Raw genomic sequence first — 22,773 nt, 5'->3', positions numbered from 1 at the left:
GACTTGGGGAGCGCTTTGCGCTCGGCGGGGCGATCCGCCTCACCTACAAGATGAACCGGCTCAGATCGGTATTCTTGGCCAGATCGCCGACGTTCTTCTGCACGTAGTCGGCGTCGATCCGGATGGTTTCGCCGCCCCGGTCCGGCGCGACGAAGGAGATTTCGTCGAGCACCCGTTCCATCACCGTCTGCAGCCGGCGCGCGCCGATGTTCTCGACGGTGGAATTGACGCCGACCGCGACGTCAGCCAGCGCATCGATCGCGTCGTCGCTGAATTCGAGCGTGACACCTTCAGTCTGCAGCAGCGCGATATACTGCTTGATCAGCGAGGCTTCCGGTTCGGTGAGAATCCGGCGCATGTCGTCGCGCGTCAACGCGTTGAGCTCGACCCGGATCGGCAGCCGGCCCTGCAATTCCGGCAGCAGGTCCGATGGCTTGGCGATGTGGAACGCGCCCGAGGCGATGAACAGGATGTGCTCAGTCTTCACTGCGCCGTGCTTGGTCGCGACCGTGGTGCCTTCGATCAGCGGCAGCAGATCGCGCTGCACGCCTTCGCGGGAGACCTCGCCGCCGCTGCGGCCGTCGCGCACGCAGATCTTGTCGATTTCGTCGAGGAACACGATGCCGTTGTTCTCGACGACGTTGATCGCTTCCTGCACCAGTTGATCATTGTCGAGCAGCTTGTCGGCTTCCTCGTTGATCAGGATGTCGTGCGAATCCGCAACGGTGAGCCTGCGCGTCTTGGTTCGCCCGCCCATCTTGCCGAAGATGTCGCCGATCGAGATCGCGCCGATCTGGCCGCCGGGCATTCCGGGGATTTCGAACATCGGCGAGCCGCTGCTCGCTTGGGTCTCGACCTCGATTTCCTTGTCGTTGAGATCGCCGGCGCGCAGCTTGCGGCGGAACGAATCCCGCGTCGCCGGGCTCGATCCCGGGCCGACCAACGCGTCGAGCACGCGCTCCTCGGCGGCGATCTGGGCGCGCGCCTGAACGTCCTTGCGCTTGCGCTCGCGCACCTGCGCGATCGCCACCTCGACCAGATCGCGGATGATCTGCTCGACGTCGCGGCCGACATAGCCGACCTCGGTGAATTTGGTGGCCTCGACCTTCAGGAAAGGCGCGCCGGCGAGCTTCGCCAGCCGCCGCGCGATCTCGGTCTTGCCGACGCCGGTCGGGCCGATCATCAGGATGTTCTTCGGCAGCACTTCCTCGCGCAGAATGCCTTCGAGCTGCAGCCGCCGCCAGCGGTTGCGCAGCGCGATGGCGACCGCGCGCTTGGCGTCGGCCTGGCCGACGATGAAGCGGTCGAGTTCGGAAACGATTTCGCGGGGAGAAAAGTCGGTCATGTTTCTTGTACCATCAGGAGAGCGGGGCCGTCCGGGGTGTCGACCACGCGGTCGCGGCGAAAGCCGGCTTTTTCGTAACAACGAATCGCGCGGCCATTGCCGGGCGACGGGTCGGTGACGATGCGCGGCGTGCCGGCCGCCAGCAGGGCGTCGGTGAATTGGCGAATGAAAGCGGAGCCGTGGCCGCGGTTGATCATCTCGGGATCGCCAATCGATTGGTCGATGCCGCGGGTGCCGTCCGGCTGCGGGCCGAAGCCGTCATTCCAGGCCGTGAGCCGGTAGCACTGCATATAGGCGAACGGCGTCCCGCCCGTGATCACCAGATACTGGTCCATCGCCGGCTGATCGAGATCCTCCCGAAGCCCCGCGAGCTGCTCCTCGGGATCGCCCCACCATTCGGCCATGTGCGGCCGCTTCAGCCAGCTCGCCATCAGCGGCAGGTCGTCGGCAGTAAACGGACGAAACTGGTAGGTCCCGGTCACGCGGACAGCGTCTCGAGCGTCAGGTTGCGGTTGGTGTAGACGCAGATGTCGGCGGCGATATCGAGCGCCTTGCGGACGATGGTCTCGGCGTCCTGGTCGGTGTCGGCCAGCGCCCTCGCCGCGGCGAGCGCATAATTTCCACCGGAACCGATCGCCATCACGCCGTATTCGGGCTCGAGCACGTCGCCGGTGCCGGTCAGCACCAGCGAGACATCCTTGTCGGCGACGATCATCATCGCTTCCAGGCGCCGCAGATAGCGGTCGGTGCGCCAGTCCTTGGCGAGCTCGACCGCGGCGCGGGTCAATTGACCCGGATATTGTTCGAGCTTGGCTTCGAGCCGCTCGAACAGCGTGAAGGCATCCGCGGTGGCGCCCGCGAAGCCGCCGATCACGTCGCCCTTGCCGAGCTTGCGAACCTTCTTGGCATTGGCCTTGATCACGGTCTGGCCGATCGAGACCTGGCCGTCGCCGCCGATCACTACCTTGCCGCCCTTGCGGACGGTGAGAATCGTGGTGCCGTGCCAGACCTGAGCCGAGCCTTGGGGCGAGCCTTCGCCCGAAGCGGAATACATGTTCATAGGAACCCTTTCGCGAGCGCTGATCTAGGCACTGCCGCGCCCGGTTGCAAATCGCCCGCGCGCGCAAGACCGGAAACCGGTCACCATAGGACGAAGATCGGGGCGCTGCAGCGGCCCCCGCAGTAGCGAAGGCGTCACTAGCCTGTTAAAAGGACGCCGTTTTTTACCGGAGAGTCCGCTTCATGCGCACCGCCACGATCAAGCGCAAGACCAAGGAGACCGACATCGAGGTGACCGTCAATCTCGACGGCGCCGGCGTGTCCAATGCGGCGACCGGGATCGGCTTCTTCGACCATATGCTGGATCTGCTCGCCAAGCATTCCCGGATCGACATCACCGTGAAGGCGGTCGGCGACCTGCATGTCGATTTCCACCACACCACCGAGGATGTCGGCATTGCGCTCGGCCAGGCGGTCAAGCAGGCGCTCGGCAACATGGCGGGGATCAACCGCTATGCCAGCATGCTGATGCCGATGGACGAGACCCTGACGCGGGTGGTGATCGACGTCTCCGGGCGTCCGTTCCTGGTGTTCAAGGCGGATTTCCCGCGCGACAAGATCGGCGAATTCGACACCGAGCTGGTGCGCGAGTGGTTTCAGGCCTTCGCCATGAATGCGGGCGTGACTCTGCATGTCGAAACCCTATATGGCGAGAACAGCCACCACATCGCGGAATCCTGCTTCAAGGGTCTGGCGCGGGCGCTGCGCGCGGCGGTGGCGATCGATCCGCAGGCGGCGGGCGAAGTGCCCTCGACCAAGGGTCAGCTCGGCGGCTAGCCGGCCGTTCATCGGCGGAGAAGTTTGAATGCCGGTCTTTACAGTTCATGCGCCACCGCCGGTCGACGACGAGCGGCGTGCCTCGCCGGATCGTTTCGTGTTCGTGCGCGACGGGTTCTACGGCTGGGCCTTCGTGTTCGGGCCGCTGTGGCTGCTGACGCGACGGCTCTGGCTGGCGCTGTTCGGTTATCTGGTGGTCGCTGTCGCGGTGACGTTTGCGCTGACCGCGCTGCGCGTCGGGGCCGGTCCCCGCTTCGCCGTGATGCTGCTGATGGCGCTGCTGCTCGGCCTCGAAGCCGCCAGCCTGTGGCGCTGGACGTTGTCGCGTCGCGGCTGGCGCCAGCTCGACGTGGTGGTCGGCGACGATCTTCCCGGCGCCGAGCGGCGCTTCTTCGACCGCTGGTCCAGCCGGCAGTCGAATCCGGTCAGCTTCTCGCTGCCGATGGATCGCGGCGCGCCGCCGCCGACCCGCAGCGTACCGATGCCATCGTCGTCGATCTATGGCGACATCGTCGGCTCGTTTCCGCACCCGGGATCGTCGCGATGAGCGTCGCGATCATCGACTATGGCTCCGGCAATCTGCACTCGGCCGCGAAGGCGTTCGAGCGCGCTGCGCGCAGCATGGAAGTGCCGGAAAAGATCATCGTCACCCGCGATCCCGAACAAGTATTCCGCTCCGATCGGGTGGTGCTGCCGGGCGTCGGCGCCTTCGCCGACTGCCGCAAGGGCCTCGACGCGGTCGACGGCATGGTCGAGGCGCTGACCGAGACGGTGCGGGTCAAGGCGCGGCCGTTCTTCGGCATCTGCGTCGGGATGCAGTTGATGGCGACCCGCGGCAAGGAGCACGTCACCACCGACGGGCTGAACTGGATTCCCGGCGACGTCGTCAAGATCACGCCTAACCAGGAAGAGCTGAAGATCCCGCATATGGGCTGGAATACGCTCGACGTGCTGCGCGAGCATCCGGTGCTGGAGCGGCTGCCGCTTGGGCCGAACGGCCTGCACGCCTATTTCGTGCATTCCTTCCACCTCGCGGCGCAAAGCGAGGGCGATGTGCTGGCGCGCGCCGATTATGGCGGACCGGTCACCGCGGTGGTCGGTCGCGACACCGCGATCGGCACCCAGTTTCACCCCGAGAAAAGCCAGCGCTTCGGCCTGGCGCTGATCTCGAATTTTCTCAAGTGGAAGCCGTGATGGGCTTCCGCCTTCATCAGGACACTGCCGTCACCCTGAGGCGCCGTCGCGAAGCAACGGCCTCGAAGGGCGGCCGCGCACACCGGATCAGCCTTCGAGGCGCCGCGCTTGCGTGGCGCACACCCCGGATCAAGTCCGGGGCAGGCTCTCAGGATGACGCCGGAACAGGTTGCCAGTCATGATTCTCTTTCCCGCGATCGATCTCAAGAACGGCCAGTGCGTGCGGCTCGAACAGGGCGACATGGCGCGCGCCACCGTGTTCAACCTCGACCCCGCCGCGCAGGCCAGGAGCTTCGCCGCGCAGGGCTTCCAATATTTGCATGTCGTCGACCTCGACGGCGCCTTCGCCGGCAAGCCGGTCAACGCGCAGGCGGTCGAATCGATGCTGCAAGTGGTGTCGATGCCGGTGCAGCTCGGCGGCGGCATCCGCGACCTGAACACGGTCGAAGGCTGGCTCGCCAAGGGCATCAGCCGGGTGATCATCGGCACCGCCGCGGTGCGCGATCCGGCGCTGGTCAAGGAAGCCGCCAAGAAATTCCCCGGCCGGGTCGCGGTCGGGCTCGACGCCCGCGACGGCAAGGTCGCGGTCGAAGGCTGGGCGGAGAGTTCGCAGGTCACCGCGCTGGAGATCGCGCAGCGTTTCGAGGACGCCGGCGTCGCCGCCATCATCTTCACCGACATCGCCCGCGACGGCCTGCTCAAGGGCATCAATTGGGAGGCGACCATCGCACTGGCCGAGGCGGTCTCGATCCCGGTGATCGCCTCCGGCGGGCTGGCCTCGATCGACGACGTCAAAGCGCTGCTATCGCCGCGCGCGAAAAAGCTCGAAGGCGCGATCGCCGGCCGGGCGCTGTATGACGGCCGGCTCGATCCGGCCGAGGCGCTGGCGCTGATCGACGCCGCCAGGGCGGCTTGAGGTTCGCATGTTCAAGGTCCGCGTCATTCCCTGCCTCGACGTCAAGGACGGCCGCGTCGTCAAGGGCGTCAACTTCGTCGATCTGCGCGACGCCGGCGATCCGGTCGAGGCGGCGATCGCCTATGACGCCGCCGGCGCAGACGAGCTGTGTTTCCTCGACATCACCGCCACGCACGAAAATCGCGGCATCATGCTCGACGTCGTCCGCCGCACCGCCGAGGCCTGCTTCATGCCGGTGACGGTCGGCGGCGGCGTGCGCACCGTCGATGATATCAAGACGCTGCTGCGCTCCGGGGCCGACAAGGTCTCGATCAATTCCGCTGCGGTGGCGCGGCGCGAATTCGTCAAGGAAGCGGCGGAGAAGTTCGGCGACCAGTGCATCGTGGTGGCGATCGACGCCAAGCGGGTGCCGGGCCGGGATCGCTGGGAAATCTTCACCCATGGCGGCCGCAAGGGCACCGGCATCGACGCGATCGAATTTGCGCAGGAGGTGGTGTCGCTCGGCGCCGGCGAGATCCTTCTGACCTCGATGGACCGCGACGGCACCCGATCCGGTTTCGACATTCCCTTGACCCGGGCGATCGCCGACAGCGTCCAGGTCCCGGTGATCGCTTCGGGCGGCGTCGGTGATCTCGATCATCTGGTCGACGGCATCCGGGAAGGCCACGCCACCGCGGTGCTGGCCGCCTCGATTTTCCATTTCGGCGAATACACCATTCGTGAGGCCAAGGATCATATGGTGCGGGCCGGCTTGCCGATGCGGCTCGATCCCTAGATTCGGGCCGGTGGAGGCGGTAGTCTCGCACCGGAATAACCGGCAGAGTATCAGTATGGCCCGTTTCACCCTTCACGATCTCGCAGCCACCATCGACGCGCGTGCCGCGTCGGGCGGCGAGGCGTCCTACACCAAGAAGCTGCTCGACAAGGGCGCCGAGCACTGCGCCAAGAAATTCGGCGAGGAGGCGGTCGAGCTGGTGATCGCGACGGTCGAGAACGACCGCGGCCATCTCATTGCCGAAGCGGCCGACGTGCTGTTTCACATGCTGGTGCTGCTGAAGGCGCGCGGCGTGAAGCTCGACGAGGTCGAAGCGGCGCTGGGGCAGCGCACCTCGATGTCCGGTCTCGAAGAAAAAGCCTCCCGCAAGCGCGATTAGGGCATGATCCCGACAAGTCGGCACCGGTTTCCGGAGACGATCATGCTCAGACGACAGGCCGGAGCTGGATGACGATGCGAAGATAAGCCATCCAGCTCCCGAGAATTTTCGAGCGAAAGCTCACCGGCCTCAGCGGCCGCAACAAAAACAAAAAACAAAGCCGGCAACGGAACAAGGCGAGGACCACGCGATGGATGCCAGGTCGGAACTGCACCACTACAACCCGTACCGGGTGTTCTCACGGTCGGAGTGGGCCAATCTGCGTCAGGATACGCCGATGACGCTCGATCTCGCCGAGGTCTCGACGCTGCGTTCGCTGCACGATCGGCTCGACATCACCGAGGTCGAGGAAATCTATCTGCCGATGTCGCGACTGCTGTCGATCCATGTCGGCGCGATGCAGCAGCTGTACTACGCGCAGCGCCGCTTCCTCGGCGTGGTCGAACGCAAGATGCCGTATATCATCGGCGTCGCCGGTTCGGTCGCGGTCGGCAAATCCACCACCGCCCGCGTGCTTCAGGCGTTGCTGGCGCGCTGGTCACCGCGGCCGAAGGTCGACCTCATCACCACCGACGGTTTTCTGCATCCCAACGCGTTGCTGGAGCGCGCCGGACTGATGCAGAAGAAGGGCTTTCCGGAAAGCTACGATCTGCCGGCGCTCCTCGCCTTTCTCAGCGATATCAAGTCCGGCCGACGCAAGGTTCGTGCGCCGATCTATTCGCATCTCACCTACGACATCGTGCCGAACAAATTCGCGGTGGTGGATCGCCCCGATATTCTGATCGTCGAAGGCGTCAACGTGCTGCAGACCGGCCGGCTGCCGCGCGACGGCAAGGCGGTGCCGGTGGTGTCCGACTTCTTCGACTTCTCAGTCTATATCGACGCCGACGAACCGGTGCTGCGCGACTGGTACATCCGGCGCTTTCTGGCGCTGCGCGATACCGCGTTCCACGATCCGCGGTCGTACTTCCACCGCTACGCGCCGTTGTCCGACGAAGAGGCGACCGCGACCGCGATCGCGATCTGGGAACGCACCAACCTCGCCAATCTCGAGGACAACATCCTGCCGACGCGACCACGCGCGACGCTGATCCTGAAGAAGGGCGCCGACCACGTGGTGGACTCGGTGGCGTTGCGACGGTTGTAGCGAGAGTCCGTTATTCCGGGGCGCTCGCGTCAGCGAGCGAACCCGGAATCCAGACGTTCAGGACATGTCGGGATCCCGGGTCTGCGCGCTAGCGCGCATCCCGGAATGACTCGCCAAGATGAAGGAGCTGCCTACGCCGCGTGACGCGTCGCGTCCGCGCCGAAATGTTCGATGTAGCGGGCGCTGATCGCCGACACCGGCATGATGATCAGCACGTCGGTGGTGCCGAACTGATGATCGATCACCGCGCCCTCGCCGATCGTGGCGCCCAGACGCAGATAGCCCTTGATCAGTGGCGGGAGTTCGCGGAGCGCGGCCTTCTGGTTGACCGCCTCCTTCGGCATTCGGTTCATTTCCACATAGCGCGAGCGGTGCGCACGAGCGTGCCACGCCTCGGGCGCGGAGGCGTAGTGATGCAGGAACGACAGCGGCAGCGCGAGGCGGTCCGGATCGGTGCCGTCGAAGCTGGCGCAGCCGATCATCACGTCGACGCGGTGCTGGCGCACGTAGCTCCAGATGCCGTGCCACAACAGCTCGACGGTGCGCTTGTTGCGATAGGGCGGCAGCACGCAGGAGCGGCCGAGCTCGAGAAAGCGCAGCTCGGGATGGCGCGCGATCATGCCGCCGATGTTGAATTCGCTGTCGGTATAGAAGCCGCCGTGGCGGTCGGCGATCTCCTGGCGCAGCAGGCGATAGGTACCCACCACCGGCTGCTTGCCGCTCAGCGACGGCTTGGCGGCGTGATCGACTACCAAGAGATGGTCGCAGATGCGGTCGAATGCATCCTTGTCGCGGCGCGCCAGCAGCGTCGCCGCGTCGGCGATCGCGGTGCCGTTCTGATAGAATACGCGATAGCGCAGCTTCTGCGCGCGCTTGATGTCCTGCTTCTTCTGCGCGAGGCGGACTTCCAATGCGCCGAGCCGGCCCAGCGTCGCCGGCGTCAGCGCCGGTTTCGCGATCGGCTTGCCGTGATCGCCGTTTCTCAGCGCCGGCTTGAACCAGGTGATCGCGGTCTGCGCCGCGGCGCCGGCCATTTCCGGGCGGAGTAGTTTGATGAACTTCTTCGGACGGGCGAGATGGTCGGTCTGCATGGGATCCTCGCGGCCACATGCAACCGAATCGGCTGATGCGCGGCCTGTGCGCATCACCAATCACGGCGTTTCAACAGCGATGTGACACGACGATTGCCGCCGCATGACAGGCGACCGAACATCGCCGTCGACGTCTGTATCGAGGCCTGGAGCGGGACCCTTAACGTCGGATCGTCATCGCGCTGCAGCTTGTTGTTTGTGCATGATCTTCTCCGAAAATCGGCGTCCACTTTTCGGGCACATGCTTTGAGGTGCCGCGCTCAAGCGATGACGGGCCTCGACGAAGTGATATCGGCGAGGACGCCGACCAGCCTGTCACGGTCGAGCGGCTTGACGAGAAAACCGTCCATTCCGGCTGCCAGACAGGCGGCGCGATCCTCCGCGAGAGAATTCGCGGTCAGCGCCAGAATCGGCGTGCGTCGCGACTGTCGTTCGGCTTCGTACGTCCGGATCTGCCGGCTCGCGGCGATGCCGTCGAGCAACGGCATCTGCACATCCATCAGCACCAGATCGAACGGAGCGCCGTCCGCCTCTGCGGCGAGCCAGCTCTGCAGCGCCTGCTCCCCGTCATCGGCGATCACCGCGTCATGGCCGAGCTTCGTCAGCAGCGAACGGATCAGCAGCGCATTGATGTCATTGTCTTCGGCGACCAGGATCGACAGCCGGCGGCCGACCTGTGCGGTCCTATCCGGCGCTGCCAGACCCGGCGTATCGCTGTCGGCGATCCCGGGCGCGTCGGTGTCGAGCAGCGCGCCGCCGAGCCGCGCCGCCAGCGACGCCGCGCGCAATGGCTTCACGAGATAGCCGGTGAAGGCGGCCGGCAGCTTGGGCAGCAACTCGGCCCGGATCGACGGATTCAGCATGACGATCCGTTGCGTTGCGTGCAGCTTCGCATCGAGCGCCAGCGTCGCCGCTTCAGTGACGCCGAAGCCGGCATCGATCAGGATCGCCGACCAGGCGTGGTCCGGAAGCAGCACGCGCGCAGCGGCGAGATCAGACACAACCCGCGTCTCGGCGTTCCAGCGTTGCAGCCGGTGCGCGACCAGCTGCGCTTCGATAGTTTGGGGCGCGGCGATCAGGATCGTCTGGCCGGCGAGATCGGGGGCCTTGAAGGCCATTGCAGCGGCTGGATCATCCGCGGCCGCGAGCGGAATCGAGACCGTGAATGTGGTGCCGATTCCGGGGCGGCTGTGCAGCACGATCCGTCCGCCCATCCCGCTGACGATACGCTCGCTGATGCTCAGACCCAGACCCGTTCCACCGTAGTTGCGGGCAATGCCGTCGTCGGCCTGCTCAAACTCACGAAAGACCCGCGCCTGCGCCTCCGGCGCAATGCCGATCCCGGTGTCGCGGATCAGCAGGTCGATTTCGCCGTCGCGTTCGCCGGGCTCGGCGATCAGAGCGACGCCTCCGCTGGATGTAAACTTGATCGCGTTGCCGGCGAGGTTGAGAAGAACCTGGCGCAGCCGCGCCGCGTCGCCGATCACTTGCGCCGGCAGCCGCTCGTCGACATAGGCCGCAATCTCGATCGCACGTGCTTGCGCGCGGGGCGCCAGCAATTCGGCGATGTCCTCGATCAAAGCGGCTAACGCGAACGGTCGGTGGTCGAGTTCGATCTTGCCGGCGTCGATCTTGGAGTAGTCGAGCAGCTCGTCGATCAGCGAAAGCAACGCATCGCCCGAGGTTTTGACGGCGCGCACGTAGGTCGCCTGCTCCGGCGTCAGCGTCGTGTCGAGCAGCAGGCCGCTCATCCCGATGATGCCGTTGAGCGGCGTGCGGATCTCGTGCGACGCCATCGCCAGCAGCCGCGATTTGGCGCGGGTGGTCGCATCGGCGTCGTCGCGGAGCGTCAGCAACTCGCCGCGGGATTCGAGTAACGTGCGGGCGCGCTCCTCGGCGTCCTTCAGCTCCCAATTGCGGTCCGCCAGCGCTTCGTTGTGCAACGCCACCGCATGAAGGCTGCGCCGCATCCAGCGCAGCCGCATGCTCTGAACGGCAAGGCCGAGGCAGGCCAGCGCGAACAGAAAGCTCGCACCGATGGCGAAAGTGTGCGGGTTGTAGCCGGAGGATTCAGCGCGGCTACCGACGATAAAGCCGTAAGCACCACAGAACGCCGCGGTGAACACCACGAGCGAGCGCAGCATGAAGACCAGCCGCGGGAACCGGCGTGCGAAGACGCGTCGTCTCGATTTGATCCGCAAACTTCGCATCATCCCCGCAACCCGCTAGTCCCCGGCCAGCCATGACCAGTATCGGGACTCGATGTTGCAAAGAGTTTGAAGCGCGCGATCGTTGCATCGCGCGATGACGACAGGGTTGACCAGCGATTAAGAGCGGCTGCCGATCGAGGCGGTGGCGATCGGGGCGTTGCGATCCGAAGCGCCGACCAGCAATGCCGCGGCCTGCCGCAGGGTGAAGCTGTTCGAGCTGACGAAGATCCGGTAGTCAGCCCCACCACCGGCGTCGTACGTGAGATAGATCAACGGCTCGTCACTCGCCGGATGGGCTGCGATGCCGACCAGACGGGTCTCCGGCGTCAGCGCGCAGGCGCCGGAGTCAGTGTTGCCGGCGTCGTCCGTGACGGCGAAATCAGCGGCGTCGGGACTGTCGACAATCTGGACCCGGATCGTGGCCCGCGCCGGATCCTCGGTAAAACCGACACGGAGGTGCGCCAGCCAGGATGCGGGTGCGATCTGCACCGCGTGGTCGCCCACGGCGATGCAGGGTTGCGGGCCCGCGATCAATTCGCTGCGCGCGAACAACCCCATGGCCAACAGCGGAAGGGTCGAGGCCAGAACTCGAAAACGCAACATTACGTCTACCCGCTACGCCAACCCCGATACGCAGGGCTATGGTTGGCAGAGGGTAAATAAAAGTCGTTACCAGAAGGTTGATGACGGCAACATCCTACTCCCCGCTACGCGGCGCGTTTGATGTCCTCGCCGAGCGCGCGATAGGACAGCGCTTCCGCGAGATGCAGCCGGCCGATGATCTCGGCACCGTCGAGATCGGCGAGGGTGCGCGCGACGCGGAGGACGCGGTGATAGCCGCGCGCCGACAGCCGCATGGTTTCGGCAGCGTCGCGCAGCAATTTGAGCCCGGCGGAGTCCGGCTGCGCGGTGGCCTCCAGCGCTGAAGCCGGCGCCTCCGCATTGGTGCGGATCTGCGGCAGGCCGATCGCGGCGTAGCGCTCGCGCTGGAGATCGCGCGCGGCGGCGACGCGGGCCGCGACCTCGGCTGACCCTTCCGCCGCCGGCGGCAGGATCAGGTCGGCGGCGGTCACCGCGGGCACCTCGATTCGCAAATCGATCCGGTCCATCAGCGGCCCCGAAATCCGCGATTGATAGTCCGCGCTGCAGCGATCGACTTGGCCGCGTTTGCAGGCGTAGCCCGGCTCGTAAGCCCGGCCGCAGCGGCACGGATTCATCGCCGCGACCAGCATCACGCGGGCCGGATAGGTGACGCGGTGATTGGCGCGCGACACCGCCACCTCGCCGATCTCGAGCGGCTGGCGCAGCGAATCCAGCACGCGCGGATCGAACTCCGGCAGCTCGTCGAGAAACAGCACGCCTTGATGCGCGAGCGAAATCTCGCCCGGTCGCGCCTTGACGCCGCCGCCGGTCAGCGCCGCCATACTGGCGGAGTGATGCGGCGCGCGGAACGGCCGCCGCGCGGTCAGCGCGCCGTCGCGGATCTCCCCCGCGACAGAGGCGATCATCGACACTTCCAGCAGTTCGCCCGGCGACAAGGGCGGCAGGATCGACGGCAGCCGCGCCGCCAGCATCGACTTGCCGGCGCCGGGCGAGCCGACCATCAACAGATGATGGCCGCCCGCGGCGGCGATTTCCAATGCGCGCTTGGCGCTCTCCTGGCCCTTGATGTCGCGCAGGTCGAGCGTCGAACTCTCGGTCTCATGGACCCGCGGCTGCGGCCGACTCAGAAGTTGCGTCCCTTTGAAATGATTGGCGATCTGGATCAGCGAGCGCGCCGCGATGATCTGGATGTCGGGACTGGCCCAGGCCGCCTCCGAGCCGCAGGCCGCCGGGCAGATCAGGCCCTCGTCGCGGGCGTTGGCTGCGATCGCGGCCGGCAGCACGCCGGCCACCGGCGCGATCGATCCGTCGAGGCCGAGTTCGCCGAGCACGGTGAAGCCGGCCAGCGCATCGGCGGGGATCGCCCCGATTGCCGCCATCAGCCCGAGCGCGATCGGCAGATCGTAGTGGCTGCCTTCCTTGGGCAGATCGGCCGGCGCGAGGTTGACGGTGATGCGCCGCGCCGGCAGCGCCAATCCCGAGGCGATCAGCGCCGAACGGACCCGCTCGCGTGCTTCCGACACCGCCTTGTCCGCGAGGCCGACGACCGCAAAGGCCGGCAGGCCCGGCGACACCTGGACCTGGACATCGACAGCGCGCGCCTCGATGCCTTCGAAAGCCACGGTGGACACGTGCTGAACCATGACGCCCCCTCTGCGAGCCCGACGCTATCGCGGCCCCGGGAACCGCGCAAGAACATTAAGAGAACATAACTCCGTCCCTCCCGCCACCGTTTGCGGCACGAGGCGTGGCTGGCTTAAGCGACGATGGCTGGCTCAAGCGGACTTCTTCAATTTGGTTTCAAGGGCGATCTCGGTCAGGTCGACTTCCAGCCGCGCCATCATCAGCAATTGTGCCGCCGACGGGATGCCGAGCTCCTCGGCCTGCTCGATGGCGCGGTTGATCGTCGTCGCCAGCGTCTCGATCGACACCGATTTCGCACGACCGCTGGTCCCGGGCGGAACGGTTTGGCCGAGGCTCGTATTTTCTTGAGTGGTCATGCCAGCTCCATGGGGTTGGGAAGTGGATTCCGATTGACGCTTTCGAGGCCCAGCCAATGCAGTGCAGGTCCGGGGACTGATCGACGGGCGCAGATTTCGAGCCAAGCCTCGTCGTCGACGTCGACCAGCACCGCGGTGGTCGACATGCCGTCGATGTCTTGGGGCAGTCCAAGCGGCCGCGCCCGCCAGCCCTGATCGAGCAGCCGCGGCAGCCACCACGTCTCCAGCACGATGGTGAAAGCGGACAGGCCGATCGACAGGCCGTATTCCATGGCGGCGGCCTGAATGACCGCTTCGGCGCGCGGACCGGCGTGCTCGCCGCGCTTGTTCGGAACGACATAGATCCGGGACAGCTCGTAGACGTCGGGCCGCCGGACCGGACGGTCCAGCGACAGCTGAGGAAAGATGTCGCTCAGCAGCGTCGGCGAGCTGGTCGGCACCATCCGCATGCCGGCGACGATCTCACCGTTCTGCATGCCGATCAGGTACACCGTCTCGTCGGTGTCGAACTGATCGATCTCCCTGCCGTCCGCTCGGTCGAGCTCGGTCCATTTCCGCTCGACGACATAGATCTGGTGTCTGATGCGAAACTGACGTTCGATCAGATCCGCGTAGGCTTCGCGGTTCTCGCGGCGCACGACATGAACTTCCATCGACCTCTCCCCGCTTAGGAATGCAGCGGGAAGACTGAAGGCTCGGTCGGTTGCGGCCTACTGTCCGATCGGACAGGTCAGAGCTTGATCAGGCCGAGCGCGAGCGCCTTGGCGACAGCCGCGGTACGGTTCACCGCGTTGAGCTTCTTGGAAGCCTCGATCAGATGAAATTTGACGGTGCGCTCGGCGATGTGGAGGATGATCGAGATCTCCCATGCCGTCTTGCCGTGCGCGGCCCACAGTAGAATTTCGCATTCGCGCGAGGTCAGAAGCCGCCGTTGCGGCTTCGGCCGGTGCAATGAGCGAATCCGGTTATGCGCATAGACGCCGATCAGCTGCATTGCGCCCTTGGCGACCGGATCGAGGTCCGGCTGGTCGCCGGCCATGCTGATCACTGCGCCGCCCTCATCGTAATGCAGCGGAATGCAGTAACCGCGAACCAGGCCGAATTCGGTGGCGTGGGTCATCACCTTGTGGGCGGCGCGATTCTGCTTGCGATCGTAGGGCGCTTCCGACCATTCGAACGGCTGCACCGTCGTTGCGCCGTGGCGCGGCACCGGATCGACGGCGATGTAGTTCTCGCGGACGTAGAGTTCGAACCAACCGCGGGGCCAGCCATTGGCGAGGGTCAGGTCGGCGAGCCCGGCTCCGGGCGAAGGCAGGCCGGCCATGATGTAGGCGCTGAAGCCGCCGCTGGCGATATGGGTTTCGAACTGGCGAATCAGCGAGGGACCGTCGAGCCGATCCGCGGCGTCGACGAATTCCAGCGCCCGCCGTCCCCATTGATTGCCTTCGTCGGCCGACATCGCTCGATGCTCCGCTCGCACCCGGTTACTTCTGGGACGGTCTCAGCAAACTGGCAAGAGGATGTTGGATAACGGTATTTAAATGCCGTTATCCAACGCTGACTTATGATCTTTTTTGCTCGATGACGTCCCAGACCCGCGCCGCGATATCCGGACCACCGAGCCGCGCCACGGCGCGGATACCTGTCGGCGAGGTGACGTTGATTTCAGTCAAGTAACCGTCGATCACGTCGATCCCGACCAGTAACAGCCCGCGCTCCCGCAGTTTCGGGGCGAGCGTCGCGCAGATCGTGCGCTCGCGCTCGGACAGATCGGTCGCCGCCGCGGCGCCGCCGCGCACCATGTTGGAGCGCAGATCGTCGGCCGCCGGAACGCGGTTGACGGCGCCAGCGAATTCGCCGTCGACCAGGATGATGCGTTTGTCGCCGTGCTTCACTTCGGGGAGGAACCGCTGAATCACCCAGGGCTCGCGGAACGTCACCGCGAACATGTCGTAGAGCGAGCCGAAATTGATGTCCTGCGGCAGCACGCGGAACACCGCGGCGCCGCCGTGGCCGTGCAACGGCTTCATCACCACCGCGCCATGTTCGGCGCGAAACGAATTGATCTCGTCGAGGTCGCGGCTGATCAGCGTCGGCGGCATCAGCTCGGCGAAGTCCATCACGAACAACTTCTCCGGCGCGTTGCGGACGCTGGTCGGATCGTTCACCACCAGCGTGTGCGGATGAATCCGCTCCAAGAGGTGCGTGCTCGTGATGTAAGCGAGGTCGAACGGCGGGTCCTGGCGCAGCAGCACCACGTCGAAGCTGCGCATGTCGACTCGCGTCGGCTCGCCGAGCGTGAAGTGATCGCCTTCCTGATCGCGCACGCTCAGGCGTTGCACCGAGGCCACGACGTCGGTGCCGCGCAGCGAGAGCTTGTCAGGGGTGTAGTACGAGATCGCGTGACCGCGCTTCTGCGCCTCGAGCAACATGGCGAATGTCGAATCGCCGCGAATATTGATCCGCGCGATCGGATCCATCTGGACGGCGACCTTCAATGTCATGCGTAGCTTCCAAGGTTGCAAACAACAGGGCTATCGGCCGATCGGGTGCGACGGTCAAGGACTTGACCGTCAAGGGCTGGCCGTCAAGGGCTCGCGTCGAACGCGGCGGGCAGGTGCTGCGGCAGCCGCTTCGGCGCCACCAGCATCGCGTCGAAGCGCAGCTCGTATGTGGCGTGGTTGGGATTTGCCACCAGCCAGGCTTCGGCGGCGGCGATGATGCGTTGCTGCTGCCGTGGCGTCAGCGCATAGGCCGCGTCGTCGAGCCGGGCCCGCGCCTTGACCTCGACGAAGGCGATCAGCTTGCGCCGCTGCGCCACGATGTCGATCTCGCCAAAGGGCGTCTTGAACCGCCGCGCCAGGATCCGGTAGCCCTTCGCCATCAGAAAAGCCGCCGCGCGCGTCTCGGCGGAGATCCCGGTCTGAAACGCCGCGACGCGTTCCGGCGCGGGCGGCGTCGAGGGGCTCCTAGTCTTGGCCATCGTCGGCCTCGCGCTGCCGCGCCAGTTCGAGCGCGCGGGCGTAGATTTCGCGGCGTGGACGCCCGGAGATGTCGACCGCCTGCGCCACCGCGTCCTTGACGCTGTCGCGCTGCAGCGCGTCGCGCAGCCAGGTATCGAGCGCATCCTGCGTCATCATCCGCGCGCCGGGATCGGGCGGACCGATCACCACAACGAACTCGCCGCGGGTTTCGAGCGTTTCGGCGGTCTCCGCCAACGTCGTCAGCGGGGCGCGGCGCACCTCCTGATGCAGCTTGGTGAGTTCGCGGCAGATCGCGGCTTCGCGCTCGCCGAGAACCTCGGCGAGATCGCGCAGGCTGTTATGAATCCGGCTTCCCGCCTCGAACAACACCAGCGTCGCGTCGATCGCGGCGAGTTCGCTCAACCGGCTACGGCGTGCCCCCTGTTTGGCCGGCAGAAAGCCGTCGAAGAAAAAGCGGTCGGTCGGCAGTGCGGCCAGCGCCAGCGCGGCCAGCACAGCGGAAGCGCCGGGCAGCGCGACGACATCGTGTCCGGCGTCGTAGGCTTCGCGCACCAGCTTGTAGCCGGGGTCGGAAATCAGCGGCGTGCCCGCGTCCGAGACAAGCGCGACCGAGCCGCCTTGCGCGAGCTTCTCGAGGATCTTCGGCCGCGCCTGCGCGGCGTTGTGTTCGTGATAGGGTTTGAGCTGCGCCGAAATGCCGTATCGTTCGGTCAGCCGATGGGTGATTCGTGTGTCTTCGCAGGCGATCACATCGACGCCGGCCAGTGTTTCCAGCGCACGCAAGGTGATGTCGCCGAGATTGCCGATCGGCGTCGCCACCAGATGCAGCCCGGGAGCGGCGCGCGGCGCGATCAGCTTCTGACCGGCGACCAGAAAGGCCCGCGCTTCAGGCTCCGATTCGGCCGTTGACGGTATGGTGGGAGCAGCTTTGGCGCGCATGGTCACAATCTTGGAAAGCCACAATTGAGGAGAAAAGGCGGAGTATCGGACAGCACATTCGTACGACGCCGGCGGCCAGCATAAACCTTTTGTTTTGGTTAATCATTCGCCGACATTATGATGAAGTGCGTCGCCGACATCGGCGCATCGGACGAGAGAATTTGGGCTGGCGTCGCTGGCCCTCTGCAAGAGATGACATGGCGGGACTGCGCGATCCAAACACGAAGTCGTTGCGAACGACACGCCGAACGGCGATCGGCCTGATCCTCGGCACGCCGTTGCTCGGCGCCTGCTCGGGTGTGCAGCAGACCCTCAACAACCAGTTCGGCCAGCCGCCGCCGCCGGATGCGGCGCAGCAGCAGTCGCAATCGGTTGGCACCGGTCGGGTCAAGGTCGGCCTGGTGCTGCCGCTGTCGGCGGCGGGCAATGCCGGCGTCGCCGCGCAATCGATGAAGAGCGCCGCCGAGATGGCGCTTGCCGAATTCAACAATCCCGACGTTCAGTTGCTGGTGAAGGACGACGCCGGCAATCCGCAGGGCGCGCAGTCGGCGACACAGCAGGCGCTCGACGAAGGCGCCGAGATCATTCTCGGCCCGCTGTTCGCGCAATCGGTGCCCGCCGCAGCCCAGCTGACCCGCGCCCGCGGCATCTCGATGATCGCGTTTTCGACCGATTCGAGCGTCGCCGGCCGCGGCGTGTATCTGCTGAGCTTCCTGCCGGAGTCGGACGTCAATCGGATCATCGGCTATGCGGCGAGCGTCGGCAAACGCTCCTATGCGGCGCTGCTGCCCGACAACGCCTATGGCGGCGTGGTCGAAGCCGCCTTCAAACAGGTGGTCGGCACCAAGGGCGGCCGGATCGCCGCGTTCGAGAAATACGGCTCCGATCGCGCGGCCGCAGCGCGGACGATCGCGCAGGCGCTGGCGGGCGCCGATTCGCTGCTGCTGGCCGATGACGGCGATGCGTTGGCCGGGGTCAGCGACGCCCTGACGGCGGCGGGGGTCGATCTGCGCCGCCTGCAACTGCTCGGCACCGGATTGTGGGACAATCCGCGGGTCTTCGCGACGCCGGCGCTACAGGGCGGGCTCTATGCCGCGCCCGATCCGTCCGGCTTCCGCAGTTTCTCCGGCCGCTATCGCGCCCGCTTCGGCCAGGACCCGGTCCGCACCGCGACGCTCGCTTACGACGCGGTGGCGCTGGTCGCCGCGCTGGCGCGCACGCAAGCGACGCGACGGTTTTCCTCCGACGTGCTGACCAACCCGTCGGGCTTCGCCGGTATCGACGGCCTGTTCCGCTTCCGCGCCGACGGCAGCAATGAACGCGGCCTCGCCGTGATGCGCGTCGCCACCGGCGGCGCGCAGGCGGTGGCCGGCTCACCGAAGAGCTTCGGGGCTTAACCCGGCCGGTGATTCCGGGGCGCCGCGCAATGGCGAACCCGGAATCCCGATAGGCTGGAAAAAAGAGATTCCGGGTTCGCGCCTTCCGGCGCGCCCCGGAATGACAAACTCAAGCCGCCAGATCCGCCACCACGGCGTCGAGCACCGGGAAGCCGGCTTGGGTCACGCGCAGACGACCATCAGCGTCGACCGCGATGGCGCCTTCCGCGCACAATAGCGCGATCCGCGACGGGTCGAGCGAGCGGCCCGCCAGCGCCTGATAGCGCCGCGGGTCGATGCCCTCGGCGAGCCGCAGCCCCATCAGCAGGAATTCGTCCGCGCGCTCTTCGCTGTTCAGGCGGTCGTCGGTAATCACGCCGGTGCCGGTGGCTTCGACCCGCATCATCCAGCTCTCCGGCCGTTTTTCGGTGGCGATCGCGTAGCGCGTGCCGCCGATGTCGAGCCGGCCATGCGCGCCGGGTCCGATCCCGGCATATTCCTGGCCGCGCCAGTAGACGAGGTTGTGCTTGCACTCGGCACCCGGGCGGGCGTGATTGGAAATCTCGTAGGCAGGGAGTCCGAGCTCTGCGCAGACCGATTGCGTGACGTCGTAGAGCGCGCGCGACGCGGATTCGTCCGGTGTCTGCAGTTTGCCCGCCCGATGCAGCGCAAAGAACGGCGTCTCGGCTTCGATGGTGAGCTGATAGAGCGACAGATGTTCGGCCGCCTCGCCGATCGCCCGGCGCAGCTCGGCCTCCCACATCGCCGGCGTTTGTCCAGGACGTGCATAGATCAGGTCGAACGAATAACGATCGAAAGCCGAGCGCGCGATCGCCACCGCGTCCATCGCCTCCTGCGCGGTGTGCAGCCGGCCGAGCGTCTTCAGCGAGGCGTCGTCGAGCGCCTGCACGCCGAGCGAGACGCGGTTGACGCCGGCGGCGCGATAGCCGCGAAACCGCGTCGCCTCGACGCTGGTCGGATTGGCTTCGAGTGATACTTCGGCATCGGGCGTGACGCGCCAATGTTTGCCGATCGCGTCGAGGATCGCGCCGACGGTCGAGGGCTGCATCAGCGACGGCGTGCCGCCGCCGAGAAAGATCGAGCTGACATCACGCGGACCGATCCGCGCCGCAGTGGCTGCAATCTCGCGGGCGAAGGCGCGGGCGAATCGCGCCTCGTCGATCGCGGCGTGGCGGACGTGGCTGTTGAAGTCGCAATACGGGCACTTCGACAGGCAGAACGGCCAGTGCACGTAGACGCCGAACGCCTTGTCGGGATCAGCGCCCAAGGCAGATCTCCGCCAGTTTGACGAAGGCGCGGGCGCGATGCGACAGGCCGAGCCCGAGTGGCGGCAGGCCGTGCTTCTCGATACTGGTCATCTCGCCGAATGTGCGGTCATGGCCATCGGGCAGAAACATCGGGTCATACCCGAAGCCGGCGTCGCCGCGCGGGGGCCAGACCAGCGTGCCGTCCGCCCGCGCCTCGACTTCCTCGATATGGCCGTCGGGCCAGGCGACGCACAAGGCCGAGACGAAGTGCGCGCCGCGCTGCGCCGGCGCGGTGGCGCCGCGCTCCCGCAGCAGCCGCTCGATCTGGGCCATCGCGGCGTTGAAGTCCTTGCCCTCGCCGGCCCAGCGTGCCGAAAAAATCCCCGGCGCGCCGTCGAGCGCATCCACGGACAGGCCTGAATCGTCGGCAAAAGCCGGCAGCTTTGCCGCCTGCGCCGCGGCTTCGGCCTTGATCCGCGCATTGGCGCGAAAGCTGTCGCCGGTCTCGTCAGGCTCGCCGAGGCCCAGCTCGCCGGCCGACACCGCCTCGATCCCGTAAGGGGCCAGCAGTTCCCGCATCTCGGCAAGCTTGCCGGGATTATGGGTCGCGATCACAAGCTTGCCGCTGATTCGACGATGCATGGCGGTGCTCAGCGTAGCTCAGGAGCGGCCGCAAATGCGTGGCAAGAATGACTCACGCCACCGCCATTTTCTGCAGATCGACCAGCCGCGTCACGCCCTTCTGCGCGAGCGCCATCAGCGCCAGGAACTCGTCCTGCGAGAACGGCGTCTTTTCGGCAGTGCCTTGCACTTCGATGATCCGGCCGTCGCCGGTCATCACGAAATTGGCGTCGGTCTCGGCTTCGGAATCCTCGGCATAGTCGAGGTCGAGTACCGGGATACCGTTGTAGATGCCGCAGGAGATCGCGGCCACGTTATCGCGCAGCACGGTGCCCTTGATCATGTTGCGGGTCTTCATCCAGCCAAGGCAGTCGGCCAGCGCCACCCAGGCGCCGGTAATCGAGGCGGTCCTTGTGCCGCCATCGGCCTGCAGCACGTCGCAATCGACCGTGATCTGGCGCTCGCCGAGCGCCTGCAGATCGACGATGGCGCGCAGCGAGCGCCCGATCAGGCGCTGGATCTCGACGGTGCGGCCGTTCTGCTTGCCTGCGGCGGCCTCGCGGCGGGTGCGTTCCAGCGTGGCGCGGGGCAACATGCCGTATTCGGCGGTGACCCAGCCGCGTCCCTGGCCCTTCAGCCATGGCGGAAGCCGCTCTTCCAGGGTTGCCGTCACCAGCACATGGGTGTCGCCGAATTTAACCAGGCAGGAGCCCTCAGCATACTTCACGACGCCTCGCTCCAGCGAAACAGCGCGCAATTCGTCGGGCGCACGGCGGCTTGGCCGCATGGGAAATCCTCCGTCAAATTCGGGAAATGGCGATCCGGGCTGCTTTTAGGGGCGGAGCGCCGCAGCGGCAAGGGCGGTGGCCGGTTAGATCACCTGCCCGCTTGTAACCGGACGTCGGCAACGACAGATTAGAGGGGTCACGGAGGACAAGTTGGCTCATCATGATCCGATCGGCTTGATCGCGCCCAATACCGGACTGGCCCAGCTCAACGAGCGCTCGCGGGATATCTTTCGCCAGATCGTCGAAAGCTACCTGGCGACCGGGGAGCCGGTCGGCTCGCGCAACATCTCGCGGCTGATCTCGATGCCGTTGTCGCCGGCCTCGGTGCGCAATGTGATGGCCGATCTCGAACATCTCGGCCTGATCTACGCGCCGCACACCTCGGCCGGCCGGCTGCCGACCGAACTCGGCCTGCGTTTCTTCGTCGATGCGCTGATGCAGGTCGGCGACCTCACCGAGCCGGAACGGCAGTCGATCCAGGCGCAGCTGTCGTCAGTGGGGCAGGCGCAGACGGTCGAGGCGGCGCTCGGCGAAGCGTTGACCCGGTTGTCGGGCCTGACCCGGGCCGCCGCGGTGGTGTTGACGGCGAAATCCAATGTGCGGCTCAAGCATCTCGAATTCGTACGCCTCGAGCCGGAGCGCGCGCTGGTGATCCTGGTGGCCGAGGACGGCCAGGTCGAGAACCGGGTGCTGGCGCTACCCCCCGGTGTGCCGTCGTCGGCGCTGGTCGAGGCGTCGAACTTCCTCAACGCGCGGATTCGCAACCGAACGCTGGCCGAAGCGCGGCTCGAACTCGAAACCCTGCTGTCGCAGGACCGCACCGAACTCGATCAACTCACCCAGAAAGTCATTTCGGCGGGGATCGCGAGCTGGTCCGGCGGCGACGGCGAGGACCGTCAGCTGATCGTGCGCGGCCACGCCAATCTGCTCGAGGATCTGCACGCGCTCGAGGACCTCGAGCGGGTGCGGCTGCTGTTCGACGAACTCGAGACAAAGCGAGGCGTGGTCGATCTGCTCGGCCGCGCCGAGCGCGCCGAGGGCGTGCGGATCTTCATCGGCTCGGAGAACAAGCTGTTCTCGCTGTCGGGCTCGTCCACCATCATCGCGCCCTACAGCGACGGCGCCGGTCACATCGTCGGCGTGCTCGGCGTGATCGGCCCGACGCGGCTGAACTACGCGCGGGTGATCCCGATGGTGGACTATACGGCGCGCATCGTCAGCCAGATGCTCGGCGGCTGACGCCGCCAGCCAAGCTTGATTTTCGCAGCATAAACCACGATATCCCGGGCAGCCCAACTCCC

Annotated in this window: 25 protein-coding genes; 9 read left to right on the top strand and 16 right to left on the bottom strand. The window is 66.2% G+C overall.

From position 1 onward, the window contains the following. Nucleotides 1–43: 43 nt before the first annotated feature. From hslU to hslV, 3 genes are read right to left on the bottom strand one after another with little or no spacing between them, the layout of a single operon-like run. Entirely contained in the window at nt 44–1,345 is a 1,302-nt protein-coding gene (hslU, locus tag BMY71_RS22855) for an ATP-dependent protease ATPase subunit HslU (RefSeq protein ID WP_011500844.1), read from the bottom strand. After that, nucleotides 1,342–1,827 carry a GNAT family N-acetyltransferase gene (locus BMY71_RS22850; protein ID WP_092686221.1) on the bottom strand — a complete coding sequence of 162 codons (486 nt, stop codon included), beginning with the start codon at nt 1,825–1,827 and terminating at the stop codon, nt 1,342–1,344. The genes hslU and BMY71_RS22850 overlap by 4 nt, the downstream gene beginning before the upstream one ends. After that, nucleotides 1,824–2,405: an ATP-dependent protease subunit HslV gene (gene hslV, locus BMY71_RS22845; protein WP_011500842.1), complete on the bottom strand. Its 582-nt coding sequence runs from the start codon at nt 2,403–2,405 to the stop codon at nt 1,824–1,826. The genes BMY71_RS22850 and hslV overlap by 4 nt, the downstream gene beginning before the upstream one ends. 182 nt (nt 2,406–2,587) lie before the next feature. On the opposite strand from hslV, the gene hisB reads away from it, so the two are divergent. The 7 genes from hisB to coaA all read left to right on the top strand — a co-directional run bounded on the left by hisB (nt 2,588) and on the right by coaA (nt 7,592). Further along, nucleotides 2,588–3,181, top strand: a complete 594-nt coding sequence (gene hisB, locus BMY71_RS22840; protein WP_011500841.1) for an imidazoleglycerol-phosphate dehydratase HisB — start codon at nt 2,588–2,590, stop codon at nt 3,179–3,181. 28 nt (nt 3,182–3,209) lie between these two features. Next, nucleotides 3,210–3,728 carry a DUF2628 domain-containing protein gene (locus BMY71_RS22835; RefSeq protein WP_092686220.1) on the top strand — a complete coding sequence of 173 codons (519 nt, stop codon included), beginning with the start codon at nt 3,210–3,212 and terminating at the stop codon, nt 3,726–3,728. After that, complete coding sequence (hisH, locus tag BMY71_RS22830) at nt 3,725–4,375, top strand: imidazole glycerol phosphate synthase subunit HisH (RefSeq protein WP_011500839.1); 651 nt, start codon at nt 3,725–3,727, stop codon at nt 4,373–4,375. Before BMY71_RS22835 ends, hisH begins: the two co-directional genes overlap by 4 nt. Nucleotides 4,376–4,553: 178 nt before the next feature. Further along, entirely contained in the window at nt 4,554–5,291 is a 738-nt protein-coding gene (gene hisA, locus BMY71_RS22825; RefSeq protein WP_092686219.1) for a 1-(5-phosphoribosyl)-5-[(5-phosphoribosylamino)methylideneamino]imidazole-4-carboxamide isomerase, read from the top strand. A 7-nt stretch (nt 5,292–5,298) separates the two neighbouring features. Next, a complete protein-coding gene (gene hisF, locus BMY71_RS22820) occupies nt 5,299–6,066 on the top strand; it encodes an imidazole glycerol phosphate synthase subunit HisF (protein ID WP_011500837.1) in 768 nt (255 codons plus the stop codon). Nucleotides 6,067–6,121: 55 nt separating this feature from the next. Next, complete coding sequence (locus BMY71_RS22815; protein ID WP_092686218.1) at nt 6,122–6,445, top strand: phosphoribosyl-ATP diphosphatase; 324 nt, start codon at nt 6,122–6,124, stop codon at nt 6,443–6,445. Nucleotides 6,446–6,635: 190 nt separating this feature from the next. Beyond that, nucleotides 6,636–7,592: a type I pantothenate kinase gene (gene coaA / locus BMY71_RS22810; protein ID WP_011500835.1), complete on the top strand. Its 957-nt coding sequence runs from the start codon at nt 6,636–6,638 to the stop codon at nt 7,590–7,592. Nucleotides 7,593–7,723: 131 nt separating this feature from the next. Here coaA and olsB read toward each other — a convergent pair whose 3' ends face one another. The 10 genes from olsB to rsmI all read right to left on the bottom strand — a co-directional run bounded on the left by olsB (nt 7,724) and on the right by rsmI (nt 17,419). Continuing rightward, nucleotides 7,724–8,683 carry a l-ornithine N(alpha)-acyltransferase gene (gene olsB, locus BMY71_RS22805; RefSeq protein ID WP_041805089.1) on the bottom strand — a complete coding sequence of 320 codons (960 nt, stop codon included), beginning with the start codon at nt 8,681–8,683 and terminating at the stop codon, nt 7,724–7,726. 260 nt (nt 8,684–8,943) lie between these two features. Beyond that, nucleotides 8,944–10,896 (bottom strand): ATP-binding protein, encoded by a 1,953-nt coding sequence (locus BMY71_RS22800; RefSeq protein WP_092686217.1) that lies wholly within the window; start codon nt 10,894–10,896, stop codon nt 8,944–8,946. 114 nt (nt 10,897–11,010) lie between these two features. Next, nucleotides 11,011–11,496, bottom strand: a complete 486-nt coding sequence (locus BMY71_RS22795) for a hypothetical protein (protein WP_011500832.1) — start codon at nt 11,494–11,496, stop codon at nt 11,011–11,013. A gap of 104 nt (nt 11,497–11,600) precedes the next feature. Further along, a complete protein-coding gene (locus BMY71_RS22790) occupies nt 11,601–13,139 on the bottom strand; it encodes a YifB family Mg chelatase-like AAA ATPase (protein ID WP_092686216.1) in 1,539 nt (512 codons plus the stop codon). Nucleotides 13,140–13,271: 132 nt separating this feature from the next. Next, on the bottom strand, nt 13,272–13,496 hold the full coding sequence (locus BMY71_RS22785; protein ID WP_011500830.1) for a hypothetical protein: 225 nt from the start codon (nt 13,494–13,496) through the stop codon (nt 13,272–13,274). Beyond that, nucleotides 13,493–14,149, bottom strand: a complete 657-nt coding sequence (locus BMY71_RS22780) for an acyl-homoserine-lactone synthase (protein ID WP_092686215.1) — start codon at nt 14,147–14,149, stop codon at nt 13,493–13,495. Before BMY71_RS22780 ends, BMY71_RS22785 begins: the two co-directional genes overlap by 4 nt. Nucleotides 14,150–14,226: 77 nt before the next feature. Then, complete coding sequence (locus tag BMY71_RS22775; RefSeq protein WP_092686214.1) at nt 14,227–14,955, bottom strand: helix-turn-helix transcriptional regulator; 729 nt, start codon at nt 14,953–14,955, stop codon at nt 14,227–14,229. 103 nt (nt 14,956–15,058) lie between these two features. Continuing rightward, nucleotides 15,059–16,000 (bottom strand): glutathione synthase, encoded by a 942-nt coding sequence (gene gshB / locus BMY71_RS22770; protein WP_092686213.1) that lies wholly within the window; start codon nt 15,998–16,000, stop codon nt 15,059–15,061. Nucleotides 16,001–16,083: 83 nt separating this feature from the next. Then, nucleotides 16,084–16,479 carry a YraN family protein gene (locus BMY71_RS22765; protein WP_092686212.1) on the bottom strand — a complete coding sequence of 132 codons (396 nt, stop codon included), beginning with the start codon at nt 16,477–16,479 and terminating at the stop codon, nt 16,084–16,086. Beyond that, nucleotides 16,466–17,419, bottom strand: a complete 954-nt coding sequence (gene rsmI, locus BMY71_RS22760; RefSeq protein WP_092686234.1) for a 16S rRNA (cytidine(1402)-2'-O)-methyltransferase — start codon at nt 17,417–17,419, stop codon at nt 16,466–16,468. Before rsmI ends, BMY71_RS22765 begins: the two co-directional genes overlap by 14 nt. 197 nt (nt 17,420–17,616) lie before the next feature. Between rsmI and BMY71_RS22755 the strand changes: the two genes are divergently transcribed. Beyond that, the gene (locus BMY71_RS22755; RefSeq protein ID WP_092686211.1) at nt 17,617–18,816 is read left to right on the top strand and encodes a penicillin-binding protein activator; all 1,200 of its coding nucleotides are present in this window, start codon (nt 17,617–17,619) and stop codon (nt 18,814–18,816) included. 109 nt (nt 18,817–18,925) lie between these two features. Here BMY71_RS22755 and hemW read toward each other — a convergent pair whose 3' ends face one another. Genes hemW through rph form a run of 3 tightly spaced genes read right to left on the bottom strand, consistent with a single transcriptional unit; the run spans nt 18,926 to nt 21,471 of the window. Next, nucleotides 18,926–20,083: a radical SAM family heme chaperone HemW gene (gene hemW, locus BMY71_RS22750; protein ID WP_092686210.1), complete on the bottom strand. Its 1,158-nt coding sequence runs from the start codon at nt 20,081–20,083 to the stop codon at nt 18,926–18,928. Continuing rightward, a complete protein-coding gene (gene rdgB / locus BMY71_RS22745) occupies nt 20,073–20,705 on the bottom strand; it encodes an RdgB/HAM1 family non-canonical purine NTP pyrophosphatase (protein ID WP_092686209.1) in 633 nt (210 codons plus the stop codon). The genes hemW and rdgB overlap by 11 nt, the downstream gene beginning before the upstream one ends. Nucleotides 20,706–20,757: 52 nt before the next feature. Continuing rightward, nucleotides 20,758–21,471, bottom strand: coding sequence for a ribonuclease PH (gene rph / locus BMY71_RS22740; RefSeq protein ID WP_092686208.1), 714 nt, complete (start codon nt 21,469–21,471; stop codon nt 20,758–20,760). 151 nt (nt 21,472–21,622) lie between these two features. On the opposite strand from rph, the gene hrcA reads away from it, so the two are divergent. Beyond that, a complete protein-coding gene (gene hrcA / locus BMY71_RS22735; protein ID WP_011500820.1) occupies nt 21,623–22,711 on the top strand; it encodes a heat-inducible transcriptional repressor HrcA in 1,089 nt (362 codons plus the stop codon). Nucleotides 22,712–22,773: the final 62 nt, after the last annotated feature.

Origin of the sequence: Rhodopseudomonas pseudopalustris (assembly GCF_900110435.1) — a bacterium.
GTDB lineage: Bacteria > Pseudomonadota > Alphaproteobacteria > Rhizobiales > Xanthobacteraceae > Rhodopseudomonas > Rhodopseudomonas pseudopalustris.
The sequence above is the reverse complement of the archived record's forward strand: the minus strand, read 5'-3'. Positions and strand labels throughout refer to the sequence as shown.

Excerpts from the sequence above, each read along its gene's own strand:
- hslU (WP_011500844.1), bottom strand. The coding sequence starts at position 1,345 with ATGACCGACTTTTCTCCCCGCGAAATCGTTTCCGAACTCGACCGCTTC.
- hslV (WP_011500842.1), bottom strand. The coding sequence starts at position 2,405 with ATGAACATGTATTCCGCTTCGGGCGAAGGCTCGCCCCAAGGCTCGGCT.
- hisB (WP_011500841.1), top strand. The coding sequence starts at position 2,588 with ATGCGCACCGCCACGATCAAGCGCAAGACCAAGGAGACCGACATCGAG.
- BMY71_RS22835 (WP_092686220.1), top strand. The coding sequence starts at position 3,210 with ATGCCGGTCTTTACAGTTCATGCGCCACCGCCGGTCGACGACGAGCGG.
- hisH (WP_011500839.1), top strand. The coding sequence starts at position 3,725 with ATGAGCGTCGCGATCATCGACTATGGCTCCGGCAATCTGCACTCGGCC.
- hisA (WP_092686219.1), top strand. The coding sequence starts at position 4,554 with ATGATTCTCTTTCCCGCGATCGATCTCAAGAACGGCCAGTGCGTGCGG.
- hisF (WP_011500837.1), top strand. The coding sequence starts at position 5,299 with ATGTTCAAGGTCCGCGTCATTCCCTGCCTCGACGTCAAGGACGGCCGC.
- BMY71_RS22815 (WP_092686218.1), top strand. The coding sequence starts at position 6,122 with ATGGCCCGTTTCACCCTTCACGATCTCGCAGCCACCATCGACGCGCGT.
- coaA (WP_011500835.1), top strand. The coding sequence starts at position 6,636 with ATGGATGCCAGGTCGGAACTGCACCACTACAACCCGTACCGGGTGTTC.
- olsB (WP_041805089.1), bottom strand. The coding sequence starts at position 8,683 with ATGCAGACCGACCATCTCGCCCGTCCGAAGAAGTTCATCAAACTACTC.
- BMY71_RS22800 (WP_092686217.1), bottom strand. The coding sequence starts at position 10,896 with ATGATGCGAAGTTTGCGGATCAAATCGAGACGACGCGTCTTCGCACGC.
- BMY71_RS22795 (WP_011500832.1), bottom strand. The coding sequence starts at position 11,496 with ATGTTGCGTTTTCGAGTTCTGGCCTCGACCCTTCCGCTGTTGGCCATG.
- BMY71_RS22790 (WP_092686216.1), bottom strand. The coding sequence starts at position 13,139 with ATGGTTCAGCACGTGTCCACCGTGGCTTTCGAAGGCATCGAGGCGCGC.
- BMY71_RS22785 (WP_011500830.1), bottom strand. The coding sequence starts at position 13,496 with ATGACCACTCAAGAAAATACGAGCCTCGGCCAAACCGTTCCGCCCGGG.
- BMY71_RS22780 (WP_092686215.1), bottom strand. The coding sequence starts at position 14,149 with ATGGAAGTTCATGTCGTGCGCCGCGAGAACCGCGAAGCCTACGCGGAT.
- BMY71_RS22775 (WP_092686214.1), bottom strand. The coding sequence starts at position 14,955 with ATGTCGGCCGACGAAGGCAATCAATGGGGACGGCGGGCGCTGGAATTC.
- gshB (WP_092686213.1), bottom strand. The coding sequence starts at position 16,000 with ATGACATTGAAGGTCGCCGTCCAGATGGATCCGATCGCGCGGATCAAT.
- BMY71_RS22765 (WP_092686212.1), bottom strand. The coding sequence starts at position 16,479 with ATGGCCAAGACTAGGAGCCCCTCGACGCCGCCCGCGCCGGAACGCGTC.
- rsmI (WP_092686234.1), bottom strand. The coding sequence starts at position 17,419 with ATGCGCGCCAAAGCTGCTCCCACCATACCGTCAACGGCCGAATCGGAG.
- BMY71_RS22755 (WP_092686211.1), top strand. The coding sequence starts at position 17,617 with ATGGCGGGACTGCGCGATCCAAACACGAAGTCGTTGCGAACGACACGC.
- rdgB (WP_092686209.1), bottom strand. The coding sequence starts at position 20,705 with ATGCATCGTCGAATCAGCGGCAAGCTTGTGATCGCGACCCATAATCCC.
- rph (WP_092686208.1), bottom strand. The coding sequence starts at position 21,471 with ATGCGGCCAAGCCGCCGTGCGCCCGACGAATTGCGCGCTGTTTCGCTG.